Below are 18,935 nucleotides of genomic sequence, written 5' to 3' on the forward strand. Positions count from 1 at the left end.
TGTGAGTGCCCACACAGATTGTCTGATAAATTGTTAAAGAGCAGTGAGTTACGCGCTTTCGCTTGCTAACTCGAGGTGGCGTATATTACGCTTTCCTCATTCAGTGTCAACCGTTTATTTTACCCGGCTGCCGCTGTTTTTAATCTTTCCGACCCGGTTACTTCGTGATGTTGTTCACGTTGTTCCCTGTCGATGGAGCGGCATTATAGGGAGTTCTCAGCAGGCCGCAAGGGCTATTTTTAAGAAAAATCACTGTTTGCTGCATTACACAGCAAACACACTGCTTATACCGTGTTTTACACAGATTTATCCACAGACGCACAGGAATCTCAAATTTTGCGAGCGTCGCGCAATCGTTTTCGCTACAATTTCGCGCGTCAGTTTTTGCCGCCCTTTATGGGTAATAAATGAAATACCTGTTGCCGGAGGGAAGTTATCCGAGCCCAGTCCCGAGTTTTCTGCAAATTGCTCTCTATAATTTGCTCTGTATAAAGAGAAAGAGAGAAGAAAACCTCCACTGAACTCCGATAACGCTCTTTACTGCGACTCCAAAGCCAAGGATACAACCACCATGCAACCATCTCGTCCAATCCGCCGTGCCCTGCTCAGTGTTTCTGACAAAGCCGGTATCGTAGAATTCGCCCAGGCCCTATCTTCGCGTGGCGTTGAATTACTTTCCACTGGCGGAACCGCCAGCCTTTTGGCTAAAGCCGGCCTGCCAGTCACTGAAGTGTCTGACTACACCGGTTTTCCGGAAATGATGGATGGACGCGTTAAAACTCTGCACCCGAAAGTTCACGGTGGCATTCTCGGCCGTCGGGGGAAAGATGATGAAATCATGGCACAACATTCTATTGCGCCAATCGACATGGTGGTCGTTAACCTCTATCCGTTCGCACAAACCGTCGCGCGTCCTGACTGTTTACTGGAAGATGCAGTAGAAAACATTGATATCGGTGGCCCGACAATGGTTCGCTCGGCGGCGAAGAACCACAAAGACGTAGCCATCGTGGTGAAGAGCAGTGACTACGCTTCTATTATAGAAGAGATGGATGCCAACAGCAGCTCGCTGACGCTGGCGACCCGTTTCAACCTGGCGATCAAAGCTTTCGAGCACACAGCCTCTTACGACGGCATGATTGCTAACTACTTCGGCACCATGGTTCCGGCTTATCACGGCGATACCGAATCCGCTTCCGGACAGTTCCCGCGCACACTGAATCTTAGCTATATAAAGAAACAAGATATGCGGTATGGCGAAAACAGCCATCAGAACGCGGCCTTCTATATAGAAGAGAACGTCAGCGAAGCTTCGGTTGCCACTTCTACCCAGCTTCAGGGCAAGGCGCTTTCTTATAACAACATTGCGGATACCGATGCCGCACTGGAATGCGTGAAAGAATTTGCTGAACCGGCCTGCGTCATCGTTAAACATGCCAATCCTTGCGGCGTGGCCATCGGCGACAGCATTCTGGCCGCTTACGAGCGCGCCTATCAGACTGACCCGACATCCGCTTTCGGCGGCATTATTGCCTTCAACCGTGAACTGGATGCCGAAACGGCAAAAGCCATAATCAGCCGTCAGTTTGTGGAAGTGATCATCGCGCCCTCCGTCAGTGCTGAAGCACTGGCCCTGACCGCAGCCAAACAAAACGTTCGCGTCCTGACTTGCGGGCAGTGGGATAGTCGCCAGAAAGCACTGGACTTCAAACGTGTTAACGGCGGCCTGCTGGTGCAGGACCGCGATTTGGGTATGGTTGATGCTGCCGATCTTCGCGTTGTATCAGAGCGCCAGCCTACGGAGCAGGAACTGACCGATGCGCTGTTCTGCTGGAAAGTGGCGAAATTCGTCAAATCCAATGCCATCGTTTATGCGCGTGACAAAATGACCATCGGTATCGGCGCAGGCCAGATGAGCCGCGTTTACTCCGCTAAAATTGCCGGGATCAAGGCTGCCGACGAAGGTCTGGAAGTTGCCGGTTCTGTCATGGCCTCTGACGCCTTCTTCCCTTTCCGCGACGGTATCGATGCCGCAGCAGCCGTGGGCATTACCTGTGTTATTCAGCCTGGCGGTTCTATCCGTGACGATGAAGTGATCGCCGCAGCAAACGAACACGGCATTGCGATGCTGTTCACCGACATGCGCCACTTCCGTCATTAATTTTCTTTTAGCGGGTGCGATGCGCCCGCTCACCCGGAGTCTTCGAATGAATATTTTAATTATCGGTAACGGCGGGCGTGAACATGCACTGGCATGGAAGGCATCGCAATCACCTCTGGCGGATAAAGTCTTTGTTGCGCCTGGCAATGCAGGTACCGCGCTGGAGCCGTTGCTGGAAAACGTGGATATCGCCGCTACAGACATCACCGGTTTGCTGGCTTTCGCCAAAAGTCATGACATTGGCCTGACGATTGTTGGCCCTGAAGCGCCGCTGGTCATTGGTGTGGTGGATGCTTTCCGCGCAGCCGGTCTGAAAATCTTTGGCCCAACCCAGGAAGCCGCGCAGCTCGAAGGTTCTAAAGCCTTCACTAAGGATTTCTTGGCTCGCCATAATATTCCAAGTGCTGATTATCAGAACTTCACTGAAGTCGAGCCAGCGCTGGATTATCTGCGCAGCAAAGGCGCGCCGATTGTTATCAAAGCCGACGGTCTGGCAGCAGGTAAAGGCGTCATTGTCGCAATGACGCTGAAAGAAGCGGAAGATGCTGTTCACGATATGCTGGCGGGCAATGCTTTCGGCGATGCAGGCCATCGCATTGTTATTGAAGAATTCCTCGACGGCGAAGAAGCCAGTTTCATCGTCATGGTTGACGGAACCAATGTGCTGCCTATGGCGACCAGTCAGGATCACAAACGCGTGGGTGACGGCGACAGCGGCCCGAATACCGGTGGTATGGGCGCTTACTCCCCGGCGCCAGTAGTGACTGATGAAATTCATCAGCGCGTCATGGATCAGGTTATCTGGCCGACCGTTCGCGGTATGGCGGCAGAAAACAACACTTATACCGGTTTCCTGTATGCCGGCCTGATGATCTCCGCTGACGGCCAGCCAAAAGTGATCGAGTTCAACTGCCGTTTCGGCGATCCGGAAACTCAGCCGATCATGTTGCGTCTGCGTTCAGATCTTGTGGATCTCTGCCTCGCTGGTGCTGAAGGTCGTCTGGGCGATAAAACGTCCGAGTGGGATCCGCGTCCGGCGCTGGGTGTCGTGCTCGCCGCCGGTGGCTATCCGGCCGATTACAAAACCGGAGACGTTATCCATGGTCTGCCACTGGAAGAAGTTCCGGATGGCAAAGTCTTCCAGGCCGGAACCCGCTTGCAGGATGAACGTGTGGTAACGAATGGTGGCCGCGTATTGTGTGTGACAGCATTGGGCAAAACCGTGGAAGCGGCTCAGGCACGCGCTTATGATTTAGCGAAAGATATTCACTGGGAAGGCAGCTTCTGCCGTAAAGACATCGGTTATCGCGCTATCGACCGCGAACGCAATCAGTAATTCTGTCTGCCCTTACGATCAAAAAAGGCACGCTTTTGCGTGCCTTTTCTTTTATCAAAACGGGATCAGAGATCAGACTCTTTCGGTTCCCATTTACAGAAATCTTCATTGGCGACCAGCAACAGTTCGTTGCCTTGCGGCGCCGTCAGCCAGGCCAGGCCCAGATTATCGTTACTACGACTGGCTCGTTTCGCCAGCCAGACCTGAGAACGAACGGTCAGTGTCGGCGTCACTTGTTCGCCTGCGCAGGTTGTTATGATGCCTTTGCGCCAGCGAGCCTGTACCAGGCGGACATTCCCTGCCTGCAGAGCATTGCTCAGGTCGAGGACTTTTGACGCTTCATATTTATAGCGTTCGATTTCGTCTGAAGAGAGTTTTTCGCGGCGCTCAGGAAGCTGTCGCTGCATAAAGCTGACATTCCCGCCCTCATCAAAACGCAGCATCACACCCAAATCAGTTTTGGTGGCATGGGTTTCTTTAATCAGGTGCAACTGCCCCTGCTGGAATTCGTATCGGGTGATGATCGTATCGCCGCCGTAATAGGGGCTATAGACGTTGAGAATGGTTTGAGGCTCGTGCTGGGCGGTATCTTCGCGCCAGAGCCGGTTGATTCCCTGATCAGCAACATAACCGCTGGCAAAGAATAACTCAGGACCTTTATTAGAACTACAACCCACCAGACTAAGCACCAGTAAACCTGCCACCAGCCTGGGGGTAATAAACTGAAGGGGCTTAAAAACCCCTCCGCTTATTCTTTTCACTGCAAGCAATTACTTAACAGCGTCTTTCAGAGCTTTACCAGAAACGAACGCAGGCACGTTTGCAGCTGCGATTTTGATTTCTTTACCAGTCTGTGGGTTACGACCAGTACGCTCGTTACGATGATTTACCTTGAAAGTCCCGAAACCAACTAATTGTACAGCATCACCTTCTTTCAGAGACTCGGTAATAGCAGACAGTGTAGATTCAAGAGCAACTTTGGCCTGTGCTTTGGAAAGATCAGCTTTGTCCGCAATTACATCAATCAGTTGAGTCTTGTTCATAAGTTATCCTTTACAGTGTGTTTATCGTTTGCAAAGCATCGAGTGCGACGGATATGCCGATTGACAGCACCCTCCTGCATACACGCACCGATAGCCACTTTTTTTACGCACCCCAAATGTAGACCAGACAGGGTGCGGATGTGAAGCCTTAAGGCACGACAAATCAGGCGTTAAATCACGTTTTCTTGCCTTATTGCGCTAAATTTATGCCGATGTTACTCACAGCGGCTTCACGCAGGTCAGAACGTAACCCTTTTATTAATTCAAGGTCACGCTCTTCACAGTCAGCCAACAGGCGAAAAATCTCCCATTGGATGTCCCATTCTTCTTCAACGGCAGGGATGACCTTGAGTTCTTCATCGGTCATTTCTTTACCCGCCTGAGTCATTTCCAGCATCGCGACAGTACGAATTGACGTCTCACTTACCGCAATCGCATGAGACAGCGTTTCGCCGCTCAGACGCGAATGAATCAGTTCGCCTAATGCGATACACGCATCAATCGCCGGATAAACCCCGTAGAGATCGTAATCATCGGAAGAAGGCACCGCTTCCTCCAGTTTTTCGAGCTGTGAGTCAAAATTGACCTTGGCGTCTTTTACTACCAACGTTTCCCAGATTAAATCCAGGATACGACGGTAAAGCTGTGCTTCGCCAAACCCGGTTTCCAGGCAAAATGCCTGATAGTTCGGGTACATGCGTTCGCACAAGCTGGCCATAAACGTCACGTGTTGCCAGCTTTCCAGCTTTTCGAGACGTAAATGAATTGGATTACGTAACATGAGTTGATCTCGTTAACTTTTCTGCGCGGGAGTTTACCTGAAATAAATCAATATCCCTATTCCTTGATTCCTAAAGATCATCACTCAACCGTTGCCAGCGTTGAAACGACGTCCGGTTTGATGCCACTGCGTCCGCCCAGCGGGTAGGTTCCGGCAGCCGATATTGCCGCATGCCTTGTTCCACCCAATAAATCGAGGAATCCATACTGATGCGATTACCGGGAGAGATGAATAATGGATTACAGCGTAGCTTGCTTCGCCACACCCAGCCAATCTGTTCATCGCCCTCATACAGCCCCTGACGGCTGTGTAGCGTTTCACCTAACGGCAGGAACTGCCCGCACAAACGGCTTTTCGCCACACCAATCGTCGGCACGTCAATCATCAGGCCAAAATGACTGGCCACGCCAAGGCGGCGCGGATGGGCGATCCCCTGCCCGTCAACCAGAACCAGATCAGGGTGCGATGAGATTTGCTGCCAGGCTTGTAACAGTGCGGGAAGCTCACGGAAGGAAAGGAAACCTGGAATGTAAGGCATGACGGTGGGAATGCGGGCGATCTGATATTCGACCAGCTCCAGCGTTGGATAACTCAGAACAGCCACCGCCGCGCGGGTGACTTCACCACCCTGCTCAAACCCGACATCCACACCGGCGATCAACGACGGCGTGGTGAATTCAGGGGGATCCTGCAGTTCAATCTGATCTGCGAGGATCCGTTGTTCTTCACGTAAAGCGCGCGTGTCGATCATGACGCGATGTTACTCGTGATACTGGCGGGACAGGCTGTGTACCGCCTCCACAAAAGCGCCCGCATTTTCTGGCGGAACGTCCTGATGGATACCGTGCCCGAGGTTAAACACATGGCCATTACCTTTGCCAAAACCAGCCAGAATGGTTTCCACTTCCTGCTCAATCCGCACCGGTGAGGCATAAAGCATGGAAGGATCCATATTGCCCTGAATCGCCACTTTGTCGCCAACCCGGCGGCGCGCTTCGGCAATATCGGTAGTCCAGTCCAGACCCAGCGCGTCACAACCCGTTGCAGCCATCGCTTCCAGCCACTGGCCTCCGCCTTTGGTAAACAAGGTCACCGGCACACGACGTCCTTCGTTTTCACGGATCAGACCATCAACAATTTTGTGCATGTAATTCAGGGAAAACTCACGGTAATCGCGAGGCGTCAGCACGCCGCCCCAGGTGTCAAAAATCATCACCGACTGCGCGCCCGCTTTAATCTGAGCATTCAGGTAAAGAATGACGCTGTCGGCCACTTTATCAAGCAACAGATGCAAGGTAGACGGATCGGCGTACATCATCTTTTTGATTTTGGTAAAGGCTTTACTACTGCCGCCTTCGATCATATAGGTCGCCAGCGTCCACGGGCTACCTGAGAAACCGATAAGCGGCACTTCACCTTTCAGGTTTTTACGGATGGTACGCACGGCGTTCATCACATAGCCCAGTTCCATTTCAGGATCCGGTACCGGCAGCTTTTCGACATCAGCGCGATTGGTCAGTGGCGAAGAAAAACGCGGGCCTTCACCGGCTTCGAAATACAGCCCAAGCCCCATCGCATCAGGAATGGTCAGGATGTCAGAGAACAGGATCGCCGCATCCAGCGGATAGCGACGAAGCGGCTGCAAAGTTACCTCACAAGCCAGATCGGCATTCTTACACAGCGACATAAAATCGCCGGCTTCAGCGCGGGTTTCTTTGTACTCCGGCAAATAACGGCCAGCCTGACGCATCATCCATACCGGTGTAATGTCCACTGGCTGACGTAACAAAGCACGCAGGTAACGGTCGTTTTTCAACTCATTCATTCTTGCTCTTTCCTTCAATATTCGGGCCGCCCGACAATCATATGACGGCATTCTATCACGCAAAACTGATGCTAGACGTCGTCGTCTTCGCTTTCTGCGCGGCACTGCGCAACTGTATCTTCAATCAGACGGCGGGCAATCGTGCCCGGCGGCGGCAATTGCGGCAAGGCGTCAAACCGGTACCAGCCGGCGTTAAGCAGTTCTTTCGGATCATGTTTAATAACGCCGCTGTCGTAATCCGCCATGAATGCCATCATCAGCGAATTGGGGAACGGCCACGGCTGTGAACTGACGTAACGGACATTCTTCACGCGGATATTACTTTCTTCCATCACTTCGCGGGCTACGGTTTCTTCCAGCGTTTCTCCGACTTCCACGAAACCAGCCAGAACCGTATGAATGCCATTACGATGACGGATGTGTTGCGCCAGCAAAATCTCATCACCTTTGCGGATTGCCACAATGATGCAGGGCGCAATCTGCGGGTAATAGCGTTCGCGACAATTCCCGCAAAGTGCGGCCCACTCGGCCTTACTGACGTGCATTTCATGCCCGCAGTAACCGCAGAACTTGTGAGACCGGTAAAATTCTGACAGCTGAACGCCACGTCCGACCAGCTGGAATAATCCGCGATCCTGATCCAGCAACTGACGGGCAGACACCATGTGTTTTGGCATTGTCTGACGGACCAGCCAGACAGGTTCTCCCTGCCATTCGCCGATCTGACGCGCCGTTTTACCCGTCAGAGAATATTGTTCGGCGCTGCCAAACGGCAGTTCGCCCTCAGGCAGCCACAGCTTGCCTTCCTGGCTGATAACCCACCAGCCGTTATGTTGCTCAGTAATCTGTAATTCCATAATTGTTGTTGCATAACCTCGTCGGGACTGACAATCTGAGTAAGATATTCACATATTAGTAACTTTTGGTTACTTTTTTATCGCTCACGGAGTCAACCATGCTAAATCGTCTGGAAAGACTGACCCAACGCGTTGGTGGCAGTAATGAGTTAGTGGATCAATGGCTGCACGCGCGCAAAGAGCTGCTGGTTTCGTACTGCACTTTGGTCGGCCTGAAACCCAATAAAGAAAAACATACTCCCCTCAATGAAAAAGCGCTGGATAACTTTTGCCATAACCTGGTGGACTATCTGTCTGCCGGTCATTTCCATCTGTATCAGCGTGTCATCGATGAAGCCGAAGGGGCGAGCAGCCCGGTAAAATTACAGGCTGCAAAAATATATCCTGCACTTGAACTGAATACTGAAGCTATCATGGCTTTCCATGATAGTTACACTGAAAATGATATTGATGATGATAATGCTTTCGCATTTCATTATGCATTATCCGATGTAGGTGAAGCGTTGGATGCGCGTTTTCAGCTGGAAGATCAATTGATTATTTTGGCGTTTGACCGCAGCAATCACGAAGAAAAACCGCCTGCGAATGAAGAACATCTCGCCAGACCGGCTTAACGCTTTGTCACATTAAAACCCTGCGCCCGTTTGTGGTTTTAATTGTAGTTTTAGTTGTAGTTTCAAAAAACGCCTCCTATATTGAGGCTTCTTGTCGGAGTGCCTAGCGCATAATTTTCTCGCGAAGATTACGCCAGGCTGAGACCGTTAATTCGGGATCCGCGGAACCTGATCGGGTTAGTACCCGCGAAGGGAACAAGAGTAATGTTATGCGTTCAGCGCACTCTGGCATCTGCCTGTATCAGGCCGCCTGCGCTGCACCGCCCATTTTTACTCCTGCCGTAAACCTCCAGACAAGCAATTTTCCATCACGTTTTTTTGCGAGGAATTTGCTATGTCGAGTACCCAAAAACCCGTTATTTCTGAAAAGAAACCGTCTAATCGTCGTGAACAACGCGCGCAGGCTCAGTCGTTTATCGACAGTTTGCAGGGCGAAGCCTTTCCCAACTCCCGCCGCATTTATCTCGAAGGCGACCGCGAAGATATCCGCGTACCGATGCGTGAAATCCAGCTCAGCCCGACACTGACCGGCGGCGGCAAAGATAATCCGCAGTTCGAAGAAAACGAAGCCATCCCCGTCTATGACACCGCCGGACCTTACGGGGACCCTTCGGCAGTGATCAACGTGCATACCGGTCTGGAAAAATTACGTGCCCGCTGGATTAAAGAACGGGCAGACGCTGAAGAACTTCCAAAGGTCAGTTCCGGCTTTACCCAGCAACGGCTGGCGGATGAAGGACTGGATCATCTGCGTTTCGAACATCTGCCGCGCCCGCGCAAAGCCATGTCTGGCAAAAATGTGACGCAACTGCATTACGCACGTAACGGCATAATTACGCCTGAAATGGCGTTCATCGCCATTCGCGAAAACATGGGACGCGAGCGGATCCGCGGCGAGGTCTTGCGCCAGCAACATCCCGGTGAAAGCTTTGGCGCGCATTTGCCTGCCAATATCACCGCCGAATTTGTACGTCAGGAAGTCGCCGCCGGGCGCGCGATTATTCCCGCCAACATCAACCATCCTGAATCAGAACCGATGATTATCGGACGCAATTTCCTGGTGAAAGTGAACGCCAATATCGGCAACTCGGCGGTGACGTCTTCCATCGAAGAAGAAGTCGAGAAACTGGTTTGGTCAACACGCTGGGGCGCGGATACGGTGATGGATCTTTCCACCGGGCGTTATATTCATGAAACCCGCGAATGGATCCTGCGTAACAGCCCGGTGCCCATCGGTACGGTGCCGATTTATCAGGCGCTGGAAAAAGTGAACGGCGTGGCCGAAGACCTGAACTGGGAAATGTTCCGCGATACATTGCTGGAGCAGGCCGAGCAAGGCGTCGATTACTTCACCATTCACGCCGGTGTGTTGCTGCGTTACGTGCCGATGACCGCCAAACGCCTGACCGGGATTGTGTCGCGCGGTGGTTCGATTATGGCGAAATGGTGCCTGTCACATCATCGCGAAAGCTTCCTGTATGAACATTTCCGTGAAATTTGTGAAATCTGCGCTGCTTATGACGTTTCGCTTTCACTGGGCGACGGCTTACGTCCGGGCTCAATTCAGGATGCGAATGATGAAGCGCAATTCGCTGAATTACGCACGCTCGGCGAACTGACCCAAATTGCCTGGGAATACGATGTGCAGGTGATGATTGAAGGGCCGGGACATGTGCCGATGCAGATGATCCGCCGCAACATGACAGAAGAACTTGAGCACTGTCACGAAGCGCCGTTCTATACCCTCGGCCCGCTGACCACCGATATTGCGCCGGGTTACGACCACTTCACCTCAGGTATTGGGGCCGCGATGATTGGCTGGTTTGGTTGCGCCATGCTGTGTTATGTCACGCCCAAAGAGCATCTCGGCCTGCCGAATAAAGAAGACGTTAAACAGGGTCTGATTACTTACAAAATCGCAGCACACGCTGCCGATTTAGCCAAAGGACATCCGGGTGCGCAAATCCGCGATAACGCTATGTCCAAAGCGCGTTTCGAATTCCGCTGGGAAGACCAGTTCAATCTGGCTCTGGATCCGGCCACTGCCCGCGCCTATCACGATGAAACGCTGCCGCAGGAATCCGGCAAAGTCGCCCACTTCTGCTCCATGTGCGGCCCGAAATTCTGCTCAATGAAAATCACTCAGGAAGTTCGCGATTACGCCGCCGCGCTGGTAGCCAAAGCCCAGCCGATAGAACTCGTTGAATCCGGCATGGCACAAATGTCAGCTGAATTCCGTTCACGCGGCAGCGAGCTTTATCACCCTGCCACGGAGATCAACAAATGAATCAGTCCGCTCAGCCCTTTGCTGCCGTTCCTTTCCACCTCGGTTTATATCCGGTCGTTGATACTGTGGAATGGATCGCCCGCCTGCTGGAGGCAGGCGTTAAAACGCTACAGCTGCGTGTAAAAGATTTACCCGATGAAGAAGTCGAGCCAGCAATTATCGAGGCCATCGCGCTGGGGAGAAAATATCAGGCACGGTTATTCATCAACGATTACTGGCGTCTGGCGGTAAAACATCAGGCTTATGGGGTGCATTTGGGTCAGGAAGATCTGGATACTGCCGATCTTGACGCAATACGTCAGGCCGGTTTACGGCTGGGTGTTTCAACACATGACGAGGCTGAGATGGCGCGCGCTGTCGCAGTGAATCCGTCCTACATCGCCCTCGGACATATCTTCCCGACACAAACCAAAGATATGCCGTCGGCCCCACAGGGTCTGGAAGAACTCGCCCGACACATTAAGCAACTCAACGGCAGATTCCCGACGGTGGCCATCGGCGGGATCAGTATTGACCGCGCGCCGTCGGTTCTCGAATGCGGCGTCGGCAGCATTGCGGTGGTCAGCGCCATTACGCAGGCAGCGGACTGGCGTGCCGCCACGGCCAAACTGCTGGCTTTATGCGCCAGTAAGGTGCCGGAAGATGCTTAACGATGCGGCGTTTATGCGCTACAGCCGCCAGCTGATGCTGGAGGAATTCGGTCCGCAGGCGCAGGAAAAGTTACAGGCGGCGAAAGTGCTGATCGTCGGTCTTGGCGGTCTCGGTTCTCCCGCAGCCCTGTATCTGGCGGCGGCGGGCGTCGGCACGCTGTTTCTGGCCGATGATGATCAGTTGCACATCACCAACCTTCAGCGGCAAATCCTTTATCGCACAGCGGATCTTGATCAGCCCAAAGCTGTTCTGGCAAAGCGTGAATTGCTGCGCCTGAATCCGCTTTGTGAAGCGGTGGCAATGACGGAACGTCTCTCAGGTGAGACGTTAGCACATGCTGTATCGGATGCCGATATCGTGTTGGATTGCAGCGACAACATGGAAACCCGGCATGCCGTCAATAAAGCCTGCGTGGATGCCGGCAAAACCCTGATCAGCGGCAGCGCAGTCGGCTTTAGCGGACAGCTGCTGGTGATTGAAGCGCCCTACACTCATGGCTGTTATGCCTGTGTGTATCCGGATCAGGAAACCGTGCAACGTGACTGCCGCACATCCGGCGTACTCGGGCCAGTCGTGGGCACCATCGGCATATTACAGGCACTCGAAGCACTGAAAATTCTGGCAGGTCTGCCCTCGGTTCTGAGCGGCAAACTCCGGCTGTTCGACGGAAAAACACAAAACTGGCGTTCGCTGCAACTCACGCGATCCTCAAGCTGTGCCGTCTGCGGAGGCCACGCGTGAACATTCTGGTTAATGATGAATCTCACCACTTCAGTCAACCGCTCACGTTACTTGCCCTGCTCGATGAACTGGCGTTAAAGCCAGCAGGCAGCGCGCTGGCAGTTAATCAGGTCATTATTCCCCGTGATAACTGGCCTGCTCACTTGCTGGAAGACGGTGATGAGATTTTGCTCTTTCAGGCGATAGCCGGAGGCTGACATGTTAAAAATTGCTGATACCACATTCACATCGCACCTTTTTACAGGTACGGGAAAATTCGCCAGTCCGGCGCTGATGCAACGAGCGCTCGAAGCATCCGGCTCTCAGCTGGTGACCATGGCGATGAAACGTGTCGATCTGCGTCGCGGCGGAGACGACATTTTGTCTCCCCTGCAACAGCTAGGTGTACGTTTGTTGCCGAATACCTCAGGTGCCAAAACCGCGGAAGAAGCGGTGTTTGCCGCACAACTGGCAAGGGAAGCGCTGGGAACCAACTGGGTGAAACTCGAAATTCATCCGGATGTGAAATATCTGCTGCCTGATGCCGTGGAAACGCTGAAGGCCGCAGAGATTCTGGTGAAACAGGGTTTCGTAGTTCTGCCGTATTGCAGCGCAGATCCGGTGCTGTGTAAGCGTCTGGAGGAAGCGGGTTGCGCAGCGGTCATGCCGCTGGGTGCGCCAATCGGTTCCAATCAGGGGCTGCAAACCCGCGAGTTTCTGCAAATCATCATCGAACAGGCGCGTATTCCTGTGGTGGTGGATGCCGGTATTGGCGCGCCGAGCCAGGCGGCGCAAGCGCTGGAAATGGGCGCCGATGCTGTGCTAGTCAATACCGCGATTGCCGTCGCGGGCGATCCGGTAGAGATGGCTACCGCATTCCGCCTCGCGGTTCAGGCCGGAGTCATTGCCCGCCAGAGTGGTTTAGGGGGCAGGCAACGACACGCCAGTGCATCGAGCCCGCTGACCGGTTTTCTCAATACCTCGCAGGCAGCGTCATGAACAGTTTTACCGATGTCTGGTCAACGCTGGACTGGGACGACCTTTCCCTGCGCATCAACAGCAAAACGTCCCGTGACGTGGAACGGGCGCTCAGCCGGAATAAAATCGACCGGGAAGATTTTATGGCGTTGATTTCTCCTGCAGCGCTGCCTTATCTGGAACCCATGGCGCAGAGGGCTCAACAGCTCACGCGCCAGCGGTTCGGCAACACGGTAAATTTCTTCGCACCTCTGTATTTATCCAATCTTTGCGCCAATGAATGTACGTATTGCGGCTTTTCGATGAGCAATAAAATCAAACGGAAAACGCTGGATGAGGATGAAATCGGGCGTGAATGCGAAGCGCTGAATGCGCTGGGATTTAAGCATCTGTTAATGGTCACCGGCGAACACAAAGGAAAGGTCGGCATGGACTATTTTCGCCGCCACTTCCCCGCGATAAGAAGTTATTTTGATTCGCTAATGATCGAAGTTCAGCCACTGCAACAGGAAGAATATGCCGAGCTGAAAACGCTGGGACTGGACGGCGTGCTGGTTTATCAGGAAACCTATCACGCACCGACTTATGCATTGCATCATCTTCGCGGGCAGAAACAGGATTTCTTCTGGCGGCTGGAAACACCAGACAGGCTCGGCCGAGCGGGAATCGATAAAATCGGGCTGGGTGCGCTGTTCGGGCTTTCAGGAAACTGGCGAACAGACAGTTATATGGTGGCCGAGCATTTATTGTATCTGCAACAAACTTACTGGCAAAGCCGCTATTCTGTGGCATTTCCGAGATTGCGTCCCTGCACTGGCGGTATCGAACCGGCGTCATTGCTGGAAGAAAATCAGCTTGTGCAACTGATATGCGCTTTCAGGATGCTGGCACCGGATGTCGAGCTTTCACTGTCGACACGCGAATCGCCTTACTTCCGGGATCATGTCATTCCACTGGCGATCAATACCGTCAGTGCCGGATCGAAGACACAACCCGGTGGTTATGCTGACGATCATCCCGAACTTGAACAATTTGCACCGCACGATAACCGTTCGCCACAACACGTCGCTGAGGCGTTAACGCGAGCCGGGCTTCAGCCGGTCTGGAAAGACTGGGACAGTTTTTTGGGGCGCGTCTCGCAGGAAAATGTCGCCGGATGGCAAACCAATAAACTCTCAGGAATGCAGATTCCATAAAGTGATTTTGCCCCTCGCGCCAGCAGTCCGCGGGTATTACTGTGCTTTTGCCGCTGCACATTCGCAGATGGCCGGCGCCACTCATCCCGGCGCTGCTTCCAAATAGCCGGAACAGGTTATTGTCCAGTTCCCTGTTCCGGCTCCTCTTTCTTGGCATTATCAACTCCCATATTTCAGGCAAAAAAAAACCGCCCCCGGAGGAGCGGTTTTATGCGTTTCGACAGAAGACGATTAATCGTCGCTGTTACCGAAACCTGCGTTCAGCAGTTCAGCCAGGTTAGCCGTTGCTTCATCCGCGCTGACTTGCGGTACAACTGGCACTTCGCCTTGAGCTTTACGGCGTGCACGATCCTGGTGATAAGCGTAACCGGTACCGGCTGGGATCAGACGGCCAACGATAACGTTCTCTTTAAGGCCACGCAGTTCATCACGTTTACCCGCAACAGCGGCTTCAGTAAGAACGCGCGTGGTTTCCTGGAACGACGCTGCAGAGATGAAGGATTCGGTCGCCAAAGATGCTTTGGTGATACCGAGCAGGTCACGGGTAAAGGTTGCCGTGATTTTGCCTTCAGCTTCCAGCTGACGGTTAGCGATTTTAACGCGAGACATTTCTGCCTGCTCGCCTTCCAGGAAGTCAGTGCCACCAGCGCTAACGATGGTGCCTTTACGCAACATCTGACGAACGATAACTTCGATGTGTTTATCGTTAATCTTAACGCCTTGCAGACGGTAAACTTCCTGCACTTCGTTGGTGATGTAGCGGGTAACCGCGTGAACACCACGTAAACGCAAGATGTCGTGCGGAGACTCTGGGCCGTCGGATACGACGTCACCACGTTCCACAACTTCGCCTTCGAACACGTTCAGCTGACGCCATTTAGGGATCATTTCTTCGTAAGCATCGCTGCCATCCAACGGAGAAATTACCAGACGGCGTTTGCCTTTGGTTTCTTTACCGAAGGAGATGATCCCGCTGATTTCAGCAAGGATTGCAGGCTCTTTCGGACGACGTGCTTCGAACAGGTCAGCAACGCGTGGCAGACCACCGGTGATGTCCTTGGTACCGCCGGATTCCTGAGGAATACGCGCCAGGGTGTCACCAGAGTGGATCTGAGTACCATCTTCCAGCTGAACAATCGCTTTACCTGGCAGGAAGTATTGAGCAGGCATATCAGTACCTGGGATCAATACGTCGTCGCCTTTAGCGTCAACGATTTTCAGTGCCGGACGCAGGTCTTTACCGCTACCGGTACGCTCTGCAGAGTCCAGAACGACCAGAGAAGACAAACCGGTCAGGTCGTCAGTCTGGCGTGTAATGGTCTGAGTATCCACCATATCTGCAAAGCGAATGAAACCACTCACTTCACTGATAACTGGCATTGTGTGCGGATCCCAGTTAGCAACGGTTTCGCCGCCGTTAACAGATGCGCCATCACCTTTGCCCATCACGGAACCGTAAGGCACTTTATAGCTTTCTTTGGTACGACCGAATTCGTCGATCAATTTCAGCTCAGTGTTACGGGAAGTGATAACCAGTTTGCCGTTAGAATTGCTAACGTGCTTGTGGTTGCTCAGTTTAATGGTACCGGTGTTCTTAACCTGAATGCTTGACTCTGCTGCCGCACGAGATGCCGCACCACCGATGTGGAACGTACGCATCGTCAGCTGGGTACCCGGCTCACCGATGGACTGTGCTGCAATAACACCGATCGCTTCACCTTTGTTGATGATGTGACCACGTGCCAGGTCGCGACCGTAGCAGTTTGCACACACACCAAAGTCGGTTTCACAACTTACGACTGAACGTACTTTCACGCTGTCGACTGAGTTCTCTTCTAACAGATCACACGTCTTCTCGTGAAGCAGGGTGTTACGTGGAACCAGGATATCCGCCGTACCCGGCTTAAGGATATCTTCTGCAGTTACACGACCCAGTACACGTTCGCGCAGTGGTTCTTTAACGTCGCCACCTTCGATGACCGGAGTCATCATGATGCCTTCGTGAGTACCACAGTCGTCTTCGGTAACTACCAGGTCCTGTGCCACGTCAACCAGACGACGGGTCAGATAACCGGAGTTCGCAGTTTTCAGTGCGGTATCCGCCAAGCCTTTACGAGCACCGTGAGTAGAGATGAAGTACTGGAGTACGTTCAGACCTTCACGGAAGTTCGCGGTGATTGGCGTTTCAATGATGGAACCATCCGGCTTAGCCATCAGGCCACGCATACCGGCCAGCTGACGAATCTGTGCAGCAGAACCACGCGCACCGGAGTCGGCCATCATAAAGATACTGTTGAAGGAAACCTGCTGTTCAACAACACCGTCACGGTTGACGACGTCTTCAACAGACAAGTTTTCCATCATTGCCTTAGCAACACGTTCGTTGGCCGCAGCCCAGATGTCGATCACTTTGTTATAGCGTTCGCCAGCAGTGACCAGACCAGACTGGAACTGTTCCTGGATTTCAGCAACTTCGGTTTCTGCTTCTTCGATGATCTCTGCTTTCTTCGCAGGGATTACCATGTCATCGATACCTACTGACGCGCCTGAACGGGCAGCGTAAGCAAAACCGGTGTACATAATCTGGTCAGCAAAAATAACGGTCGGCTTCAGGCCCAAAATGCGGTAACAAGTGTTCAGCATTTTGGAGATAGCTTTTTTGCCCAGAGGCTGGTTGACGATAGAGAACGGCAGACCTTTTGGTACGATCATCCAAAGGATGGCGCGACCAACAGTCGTATCGATAATCGACGTCTTGTGCGTAACTTCGCCTTCGGTATTTTTGATCTCTTCTGTAATACGCACTTTGACACGCGCATGCAGGGAGGCCAAACCGGCGCGGTAAATACGCTCAGCTTCTTTAGGACCGGTCAGAACCATGCCTTCGCCTTTGGCGTTAACACAGTCACGAGTCATGTAGTACAGACCCAATACAACGTCCTGAGAAGGAACGATGATTGGCTCGCCGTTCGCAGGTGACAGGATGTTGTTGGTAGACATCATCAACGCACGCGCTTCCAGCTGAGCTTCCAGCGTCAACGGTACGTGAACAGCCATCTGGTCACCATCGAAGTCGGCGTTATATGCCGCACAAACCAGCGGGTGCAGCTGAATTGCTTTACCTTCGATCAGAACCGGTTCAAACGCCTGGATACCCAAACGGTGCAGGGTTGGTGCACGGTTCAGCAGTACCGGGTGTTCGCGGATAACTTCGTCCAGGATATCCCAAACGACAGCTTCTTCGCGCTCAACCATTTTCTTAGCGGCTTTGATGGTAGTGGCCAGGCCACGCAGTTCCAGCTTGCCGTAAATGAATGGTTTGAACAGTTCCAGTGCCATTTTCTTCGGCAGACCGCACTGGTGCAGACGCAGGTATGGACCTACGGTGATAACGGAACGACCAGAGTAGTCGACACGTTTACCCAGCAAGTTCTGACGGAAACGACCTTGTTTACCTTTGATCATGTCTGCCAGAGATTTCAGCGGACGCTTGTTAGAGCCGGTGATTGCACGACCGCGACGGCCGTTATCCAGCAAAGCATCTACCGCTTCTTGCAGCATACGTTTTTCGTTACGTACGATGATGTCTGGCGCAGCCAGATCCAGCAGGCGTTTCAGACGGTTGTTACGGTTGATAACGCGACGATACAGATCGTTCAGATCTGATGTAGCGAAACGGCCGCCGTCCAACGGAACCAATGGACGCAAATCTGGCGGCAGTACCGGCAGCACGGTCAGGATCATCCACTCTGGTTTGTTACCAGACTGAACGAACGCTTCCAGCAGCTTGATACGCTTAGTCAGCTTCTTACGTTTGGTTTCGGAGTTAGTTTCGTTCAACTCTTCACGCAGTTGCTCGCATTCTGCTTCCAGGTCCATGTTTTTCAACAGAGCCTGAATTGCTTCCGCACCCATCTTCGCGTCGAACTCATCACCAAACTCTTCCAACGCATCCAGATACTGCTCTTCAGTCAGGATCTGGCGTTTTTCGAGGTTAGTCATGCCGCCTTCGATAACCACATAGGATTCGAAGTACAGAACACGTTCGATGTCACGCAGTGGCATATCCAGCAGCAAACCGATGCGCGATGGCAGCGATTTCAGGAACCAGATGTGTGCAGTCGGGGAAGCCAGTTCGATGTGGCCCATACGCTCACGGCGTACTTTAGTCTGGGTCACTTCAACGCCGCACTTCTCGCAGATCACGCCGCGATGTTTTAAACGCTTGTACTTACCGCACAGGCATTCGTAGTCTTTTACTGGTCCGAAGATACGGGCACAGAAAAGGCCGTCACGTTCTGGTTTGAACGTACGGTAGTTAATGGTTTCTGGCTTCTTAACTTCACCAAAAGACCAAGAACGGATCATGTCTGGCGATGCCAGAGCAATTTTGATCGCATCAAACTCTTCGGTCTTAGTTTGCGCTTTCAGAAACTTTAGTAAGTCTTTCACGGATTGGCTCCCGTCGGGTTAGACCTGTTAGGCA

At 52.7% G+C, this 18,935-nt stretch carries 16 protein-coding genes and 1 riboswitch; of the genes, 9 read left to right on the top strand and 7 right to left on the bottom strand.

Annotated features, from left to right (window positions below; all coding sequences use genetic code 11):
- The first annotated feature begins 571 nt into the window (after nucleotides 1–571).
- Both purH and purD read left to right on the top strand, forming a co-directional pair.
- Nucleotides 572–2,161 carry a bifunctional phosphoribosylaminoimidazolecarboxamide formyltransferase/IMP cyclohydrolase gene (gene purH, locus J1778_RS00645; RefSeq protein ID WP_217171549.1) on the top strand — a complete coding sequence of 530 codons (1,590 nt, stop codon included), beginning with the start codon at nucleotides 572–574 and terminating at the stop codon, nucleotides 2,159–2,161.
- A gap of 46 nt (nucleotides 2,162–2,207) precedes the next feature.
- A complete protein-coding gene (gene purD, locus J1778_RS00650; RefSeq protein WP_217171550.1) occupies nucleotides 2,208–3,497 on the top strand; it encodes a phosphoribosylamine--glycine ligase in 1,290 nt (429 codons plus the stop codon).
- Between the two features lie 65 nt (nucleotides 3,498–3,562).
- Here purD and J1778_RS00655 read toward each other — a convergent pair whose 3' ends face one another.
- From J1778_RS00655 to nudC, 6 genes are all read right to left on the bottom strand, one after another.
- A complete protein-coding gene (locus J1778_RS00655; RefSeq protein ID WP_420804055.1) occupies nucleotides 3,563–4,216 on the bottom strand; it encodes a DUF1481 domain-containing protein in 654 nt (217 codons plus the stop codon).
- Nucleotides 4,217–4,267: 51 nt separating this feature from the next.
- Entirely contained in the window at nucleotides 4,268–4,540 is a 273-nt protein-coding gene (gene hupA / locus J1778_RS00660) for a nucleoid-associated protein HU-alpha (protein ID WP_013577396.1), read from the bottom strand.
- Nucleotides 4,541–4,730: 190 nt separating this feature from the next.
- Complete coding sequence (locus J1778_RS00665; protein ID WP_095924297.1) at nucleotides 4,731–5,321, bottom strand: YjaG family protein; 591 nt, start codon at nucleotides 5,319–5,321, stop codon at nucleotides 4,731–4,733.
- Nucleotides 5,322–5,391: 70 nt separating this feature from the next.
- The gene (gene nfi / locus J1778_RS00670) at nucleotides 5,392–6,072 is read right to left on the bottom strand and encodes a deoxyribonuclease V (protein WP_217171552.1); all 681 of its coding nucleotides are present in this window, start codon (nucleotides 6,070–6,072) and stop codon (nucleotides 5,392–5,394) included.
- Between the two features lie 9 nt (nucleotides 6,073–6,081).
- Nucleotides 6,082–7,146, bottom strand: coding sequence for a uroporphyrinogen decarboxylase (gene hemE, locus J1778_RS00675; RefSeq protein WP_217171553.1), 1,065 nt, complete (start codon nucleotides 7,144–7,146; stop codon nucleotides 6,082–6,084).
- Nucleotides 7,147–7,217: 71 nt separating this feature from the next.
- On the bottom strand, nucleotides 7,218–8,003 hold the full coding sequence (nudC, locus tag J1778_RS00680; protein WP_217171554.1) for an NAD(+) diphosphatase: 786 nt from the start codon (nucleotides 8,001–8,003) through the stop codon (nucleotides 7,218–7,220).
- A 98-nt stretch (nucleotides 8,004–8,101) separates the two neighbouring features.
- On the opposite strand from nudC, the gene rsd reads away from it, so the two are divergent.
- From rsd to thiH, 7 genes are all read left to right on the top strand, one after another.
- A complete protein-coding gene (rsd, locus tag J1778_RS00685) occupies nucleotides 8,102–8,617 on the top strand; it encodes a sigma D regulator (protein ID WP_217171555.1) in 516 nt (171 codons plus the stop codon).
- An 85-nt stretch (nucleotides 8,618–8,702) separates the two neighbouring features.
- A riboswitch (TPP riboswitch) is annotated at nucleotides 8,703–8,829 on the top strand.
- Nucleotides 8,830–8,951: 122 nt separating this feature from the next.
- Nucleotides 8,952–10,904: a phosphomethylpyrimidine synthase ThiC gene (gene thiC, locus J1778_RS00690; protein ID WP_238484497.1), complete on the top strand. Its 1,953-nt coding sequence runs from the start codon at nucleotides 8,952–8,954 to the stop codon at nucleotides 10,902–10,904.
- The gene (thiE, locus tag J1778_RS00695; RefSeq protein ID WP_217171556.1) at nucleotides 10,901–11,554 is read left to right on the top strand and encodes a thiamine phosphate synthase; all 654 of its coding nucleotides are present in this window, start codon (nucleotides 10,901–10,903) and stop codon (nucleotides 11,552–11,554) included. The genes thiC and thiE overlap by 4 nt, the downstream gene beginning before the upstream one ends.
- Nucleotides 11,547–12,296 (top strand): HesA/MoeB/ThiF family protein, encoded by a 750-nt coding sequence (locus J1778_RS00700; RefSeq protein WP_217171557.1) that lies wholly within the window; start codon nucleotides 11,547–11,549, stop codon nucleotides 12,294–12,296. The genes thiE and J1778_RS00700 overlap by 8 nt, the downstream gene beginning before the upstream one ends.
- Nucleotides 12,293–12,493, top strand: a complete 201-nt coding sequence (gene thiS / locus J1778_RS00705) for a sulfur carrier protein ThiS (RefSeq protein WP_120164016.1) — start codon at nucleotides 12,293–12,295, stop codon at nucleotides 12,491–12,493. Before J1778_RS00700 ends, thiS begins: the two co-directional genes overlap by 4 nt.
- A 1-nt stretch (nucleotide 12,494) precedes the next feature.
- Nucleotides 12,495–13,274: a thiazole synthase gene (locus J1778_RS00710; protein ID WP_217171558.1), complete on the top strand. Its 780-nt coding sequence runs from the start codon at nucleotides 12,495–12,497 to the stop codon at nucleotides 13,272–13,274.
- Complete coding sequence (thiH, locus tag J1778_RS00715) at nucleotides 13,271–14,449, top strand: 2-iminoacetate synthase ThiH (protein WP_217171559.1); 1,179 nt, start codon at nucleotides 13,271–13,273, stop codon at nucleotides 14,447–14,449. The genes J1778_RS00710 and thiH overlap by 4 nt, the downstream gene beginning before the upstream one ends.
- A 231-nt stretch (nucleotides 14,450–14,680) precedes the next feature.
- Here the strand turns inward: thiH and rpoC are convergent, their stop codons facing one another.
- Complete coding sequence (gene rpoC, locus J1778_RS00720) at nucleotides 14,681–18,901, bottom strand: DNA-directed RNA polymerase subunit beta' (protein WP_217171560.1); 4,221 nt, start codon at nucleotides 18,899–18,901, stop codon at nucleotides 14,681–14,683.
- Nucleotides 18,902–18,935: the final 34 nt, after the last annotated feature.

The sequence above is a fragment of the Rahnella bonaserana genome, from assembly GCF_019049675.1.
Taxonomy (GTDB): Bacteria; Pseudomonadota; Gammaproteobacteria; order Enterobacterales; family Enterobacteriaceae; genus Rahnella; species Rahnella bonaserana.

Coding starts and splice junctions, on each gene's coding strand:
- purH (WP_217171549.1), top strand. CDS start 572: ATGCAACCATCTCGTCCAATCCGCCGTGCCCTGCTCAGTGTTTCTGAC.
- purD (WP_217171550.1), top strand. CDS start 2,208: ATGAATATTTTAATTATCGGTAACGGCGGGCGTGAACATGCACTGGCA.
- hupA (WP_013577396.1), bottom strand. CDS start 4,540: ATGAACAAGACTCAACTGATTGATGTAATTGCGGACAAAGCTGATCTT.
- J1778_RS00665 (WP_095924297.1), bottom strand. CDS start 5,321: ATGTTACGTAATCCAATTCATTTACGTCTCGAAAAGCTGGAAAGCTGG.
- nfi (WP_217171552.1), bottom strand. CDS start 6,072: ATGATCGACACGCGCGCTTTACGTGAAGAACAACGGATCCTCGCAGAT.
- hemE (WP_217171553.1), bottom strand. CDS start 7,146: ATGAATGAGTTGAAAAACGACCGTTACCTGCGTGCTTTGTTACGTCAG.
- nudC (WP_217171554.1), bottom strand. CDS start 8,003: ATGGAATTACAGATTACTGAGCAACATAACGGCTGGTGGGTTATCAGC.
- rsd (WP_217171555.1), top strand. CDS start 8,102: ATGCTAAATCGTCTGGAAAGACTGACCCAACGCGTTGGTGGCAGTAAT.
- thiC (WP_238484497.1), top strand. CDS start 8,952: ATGTCGAGTACCCAAAAACCCGTTATTTCTGAAAAGAAACCGTCTAAT.
- thiE (WP_217171556.1), top strand. CDS start 10,901: ATGAATCAGTCCGCTCAGCCCTTTGCTGCCGTTCCTTTCCACCTCGGT.
- J1778_RS00700 (WP_217171557.1), top strand. CDS start 11,547: ATGCTTAACGATGCGGCGTTTATGCGCTACAGCCGCCAGCTGATGCTG.
- J1778_RS00710 (WP_217171558.1), top strand. CDS start 12,495: ATGTTAAAAATTGCTGATACCACATTCACATCGCACCTTTTTACAGGT.
- thiH (WP_217171559.1), top strand. CDS start 13,271: ATGAACAGTTTTACCGATGTCTGGTCAACGCTGGACTGGGACGACCTT.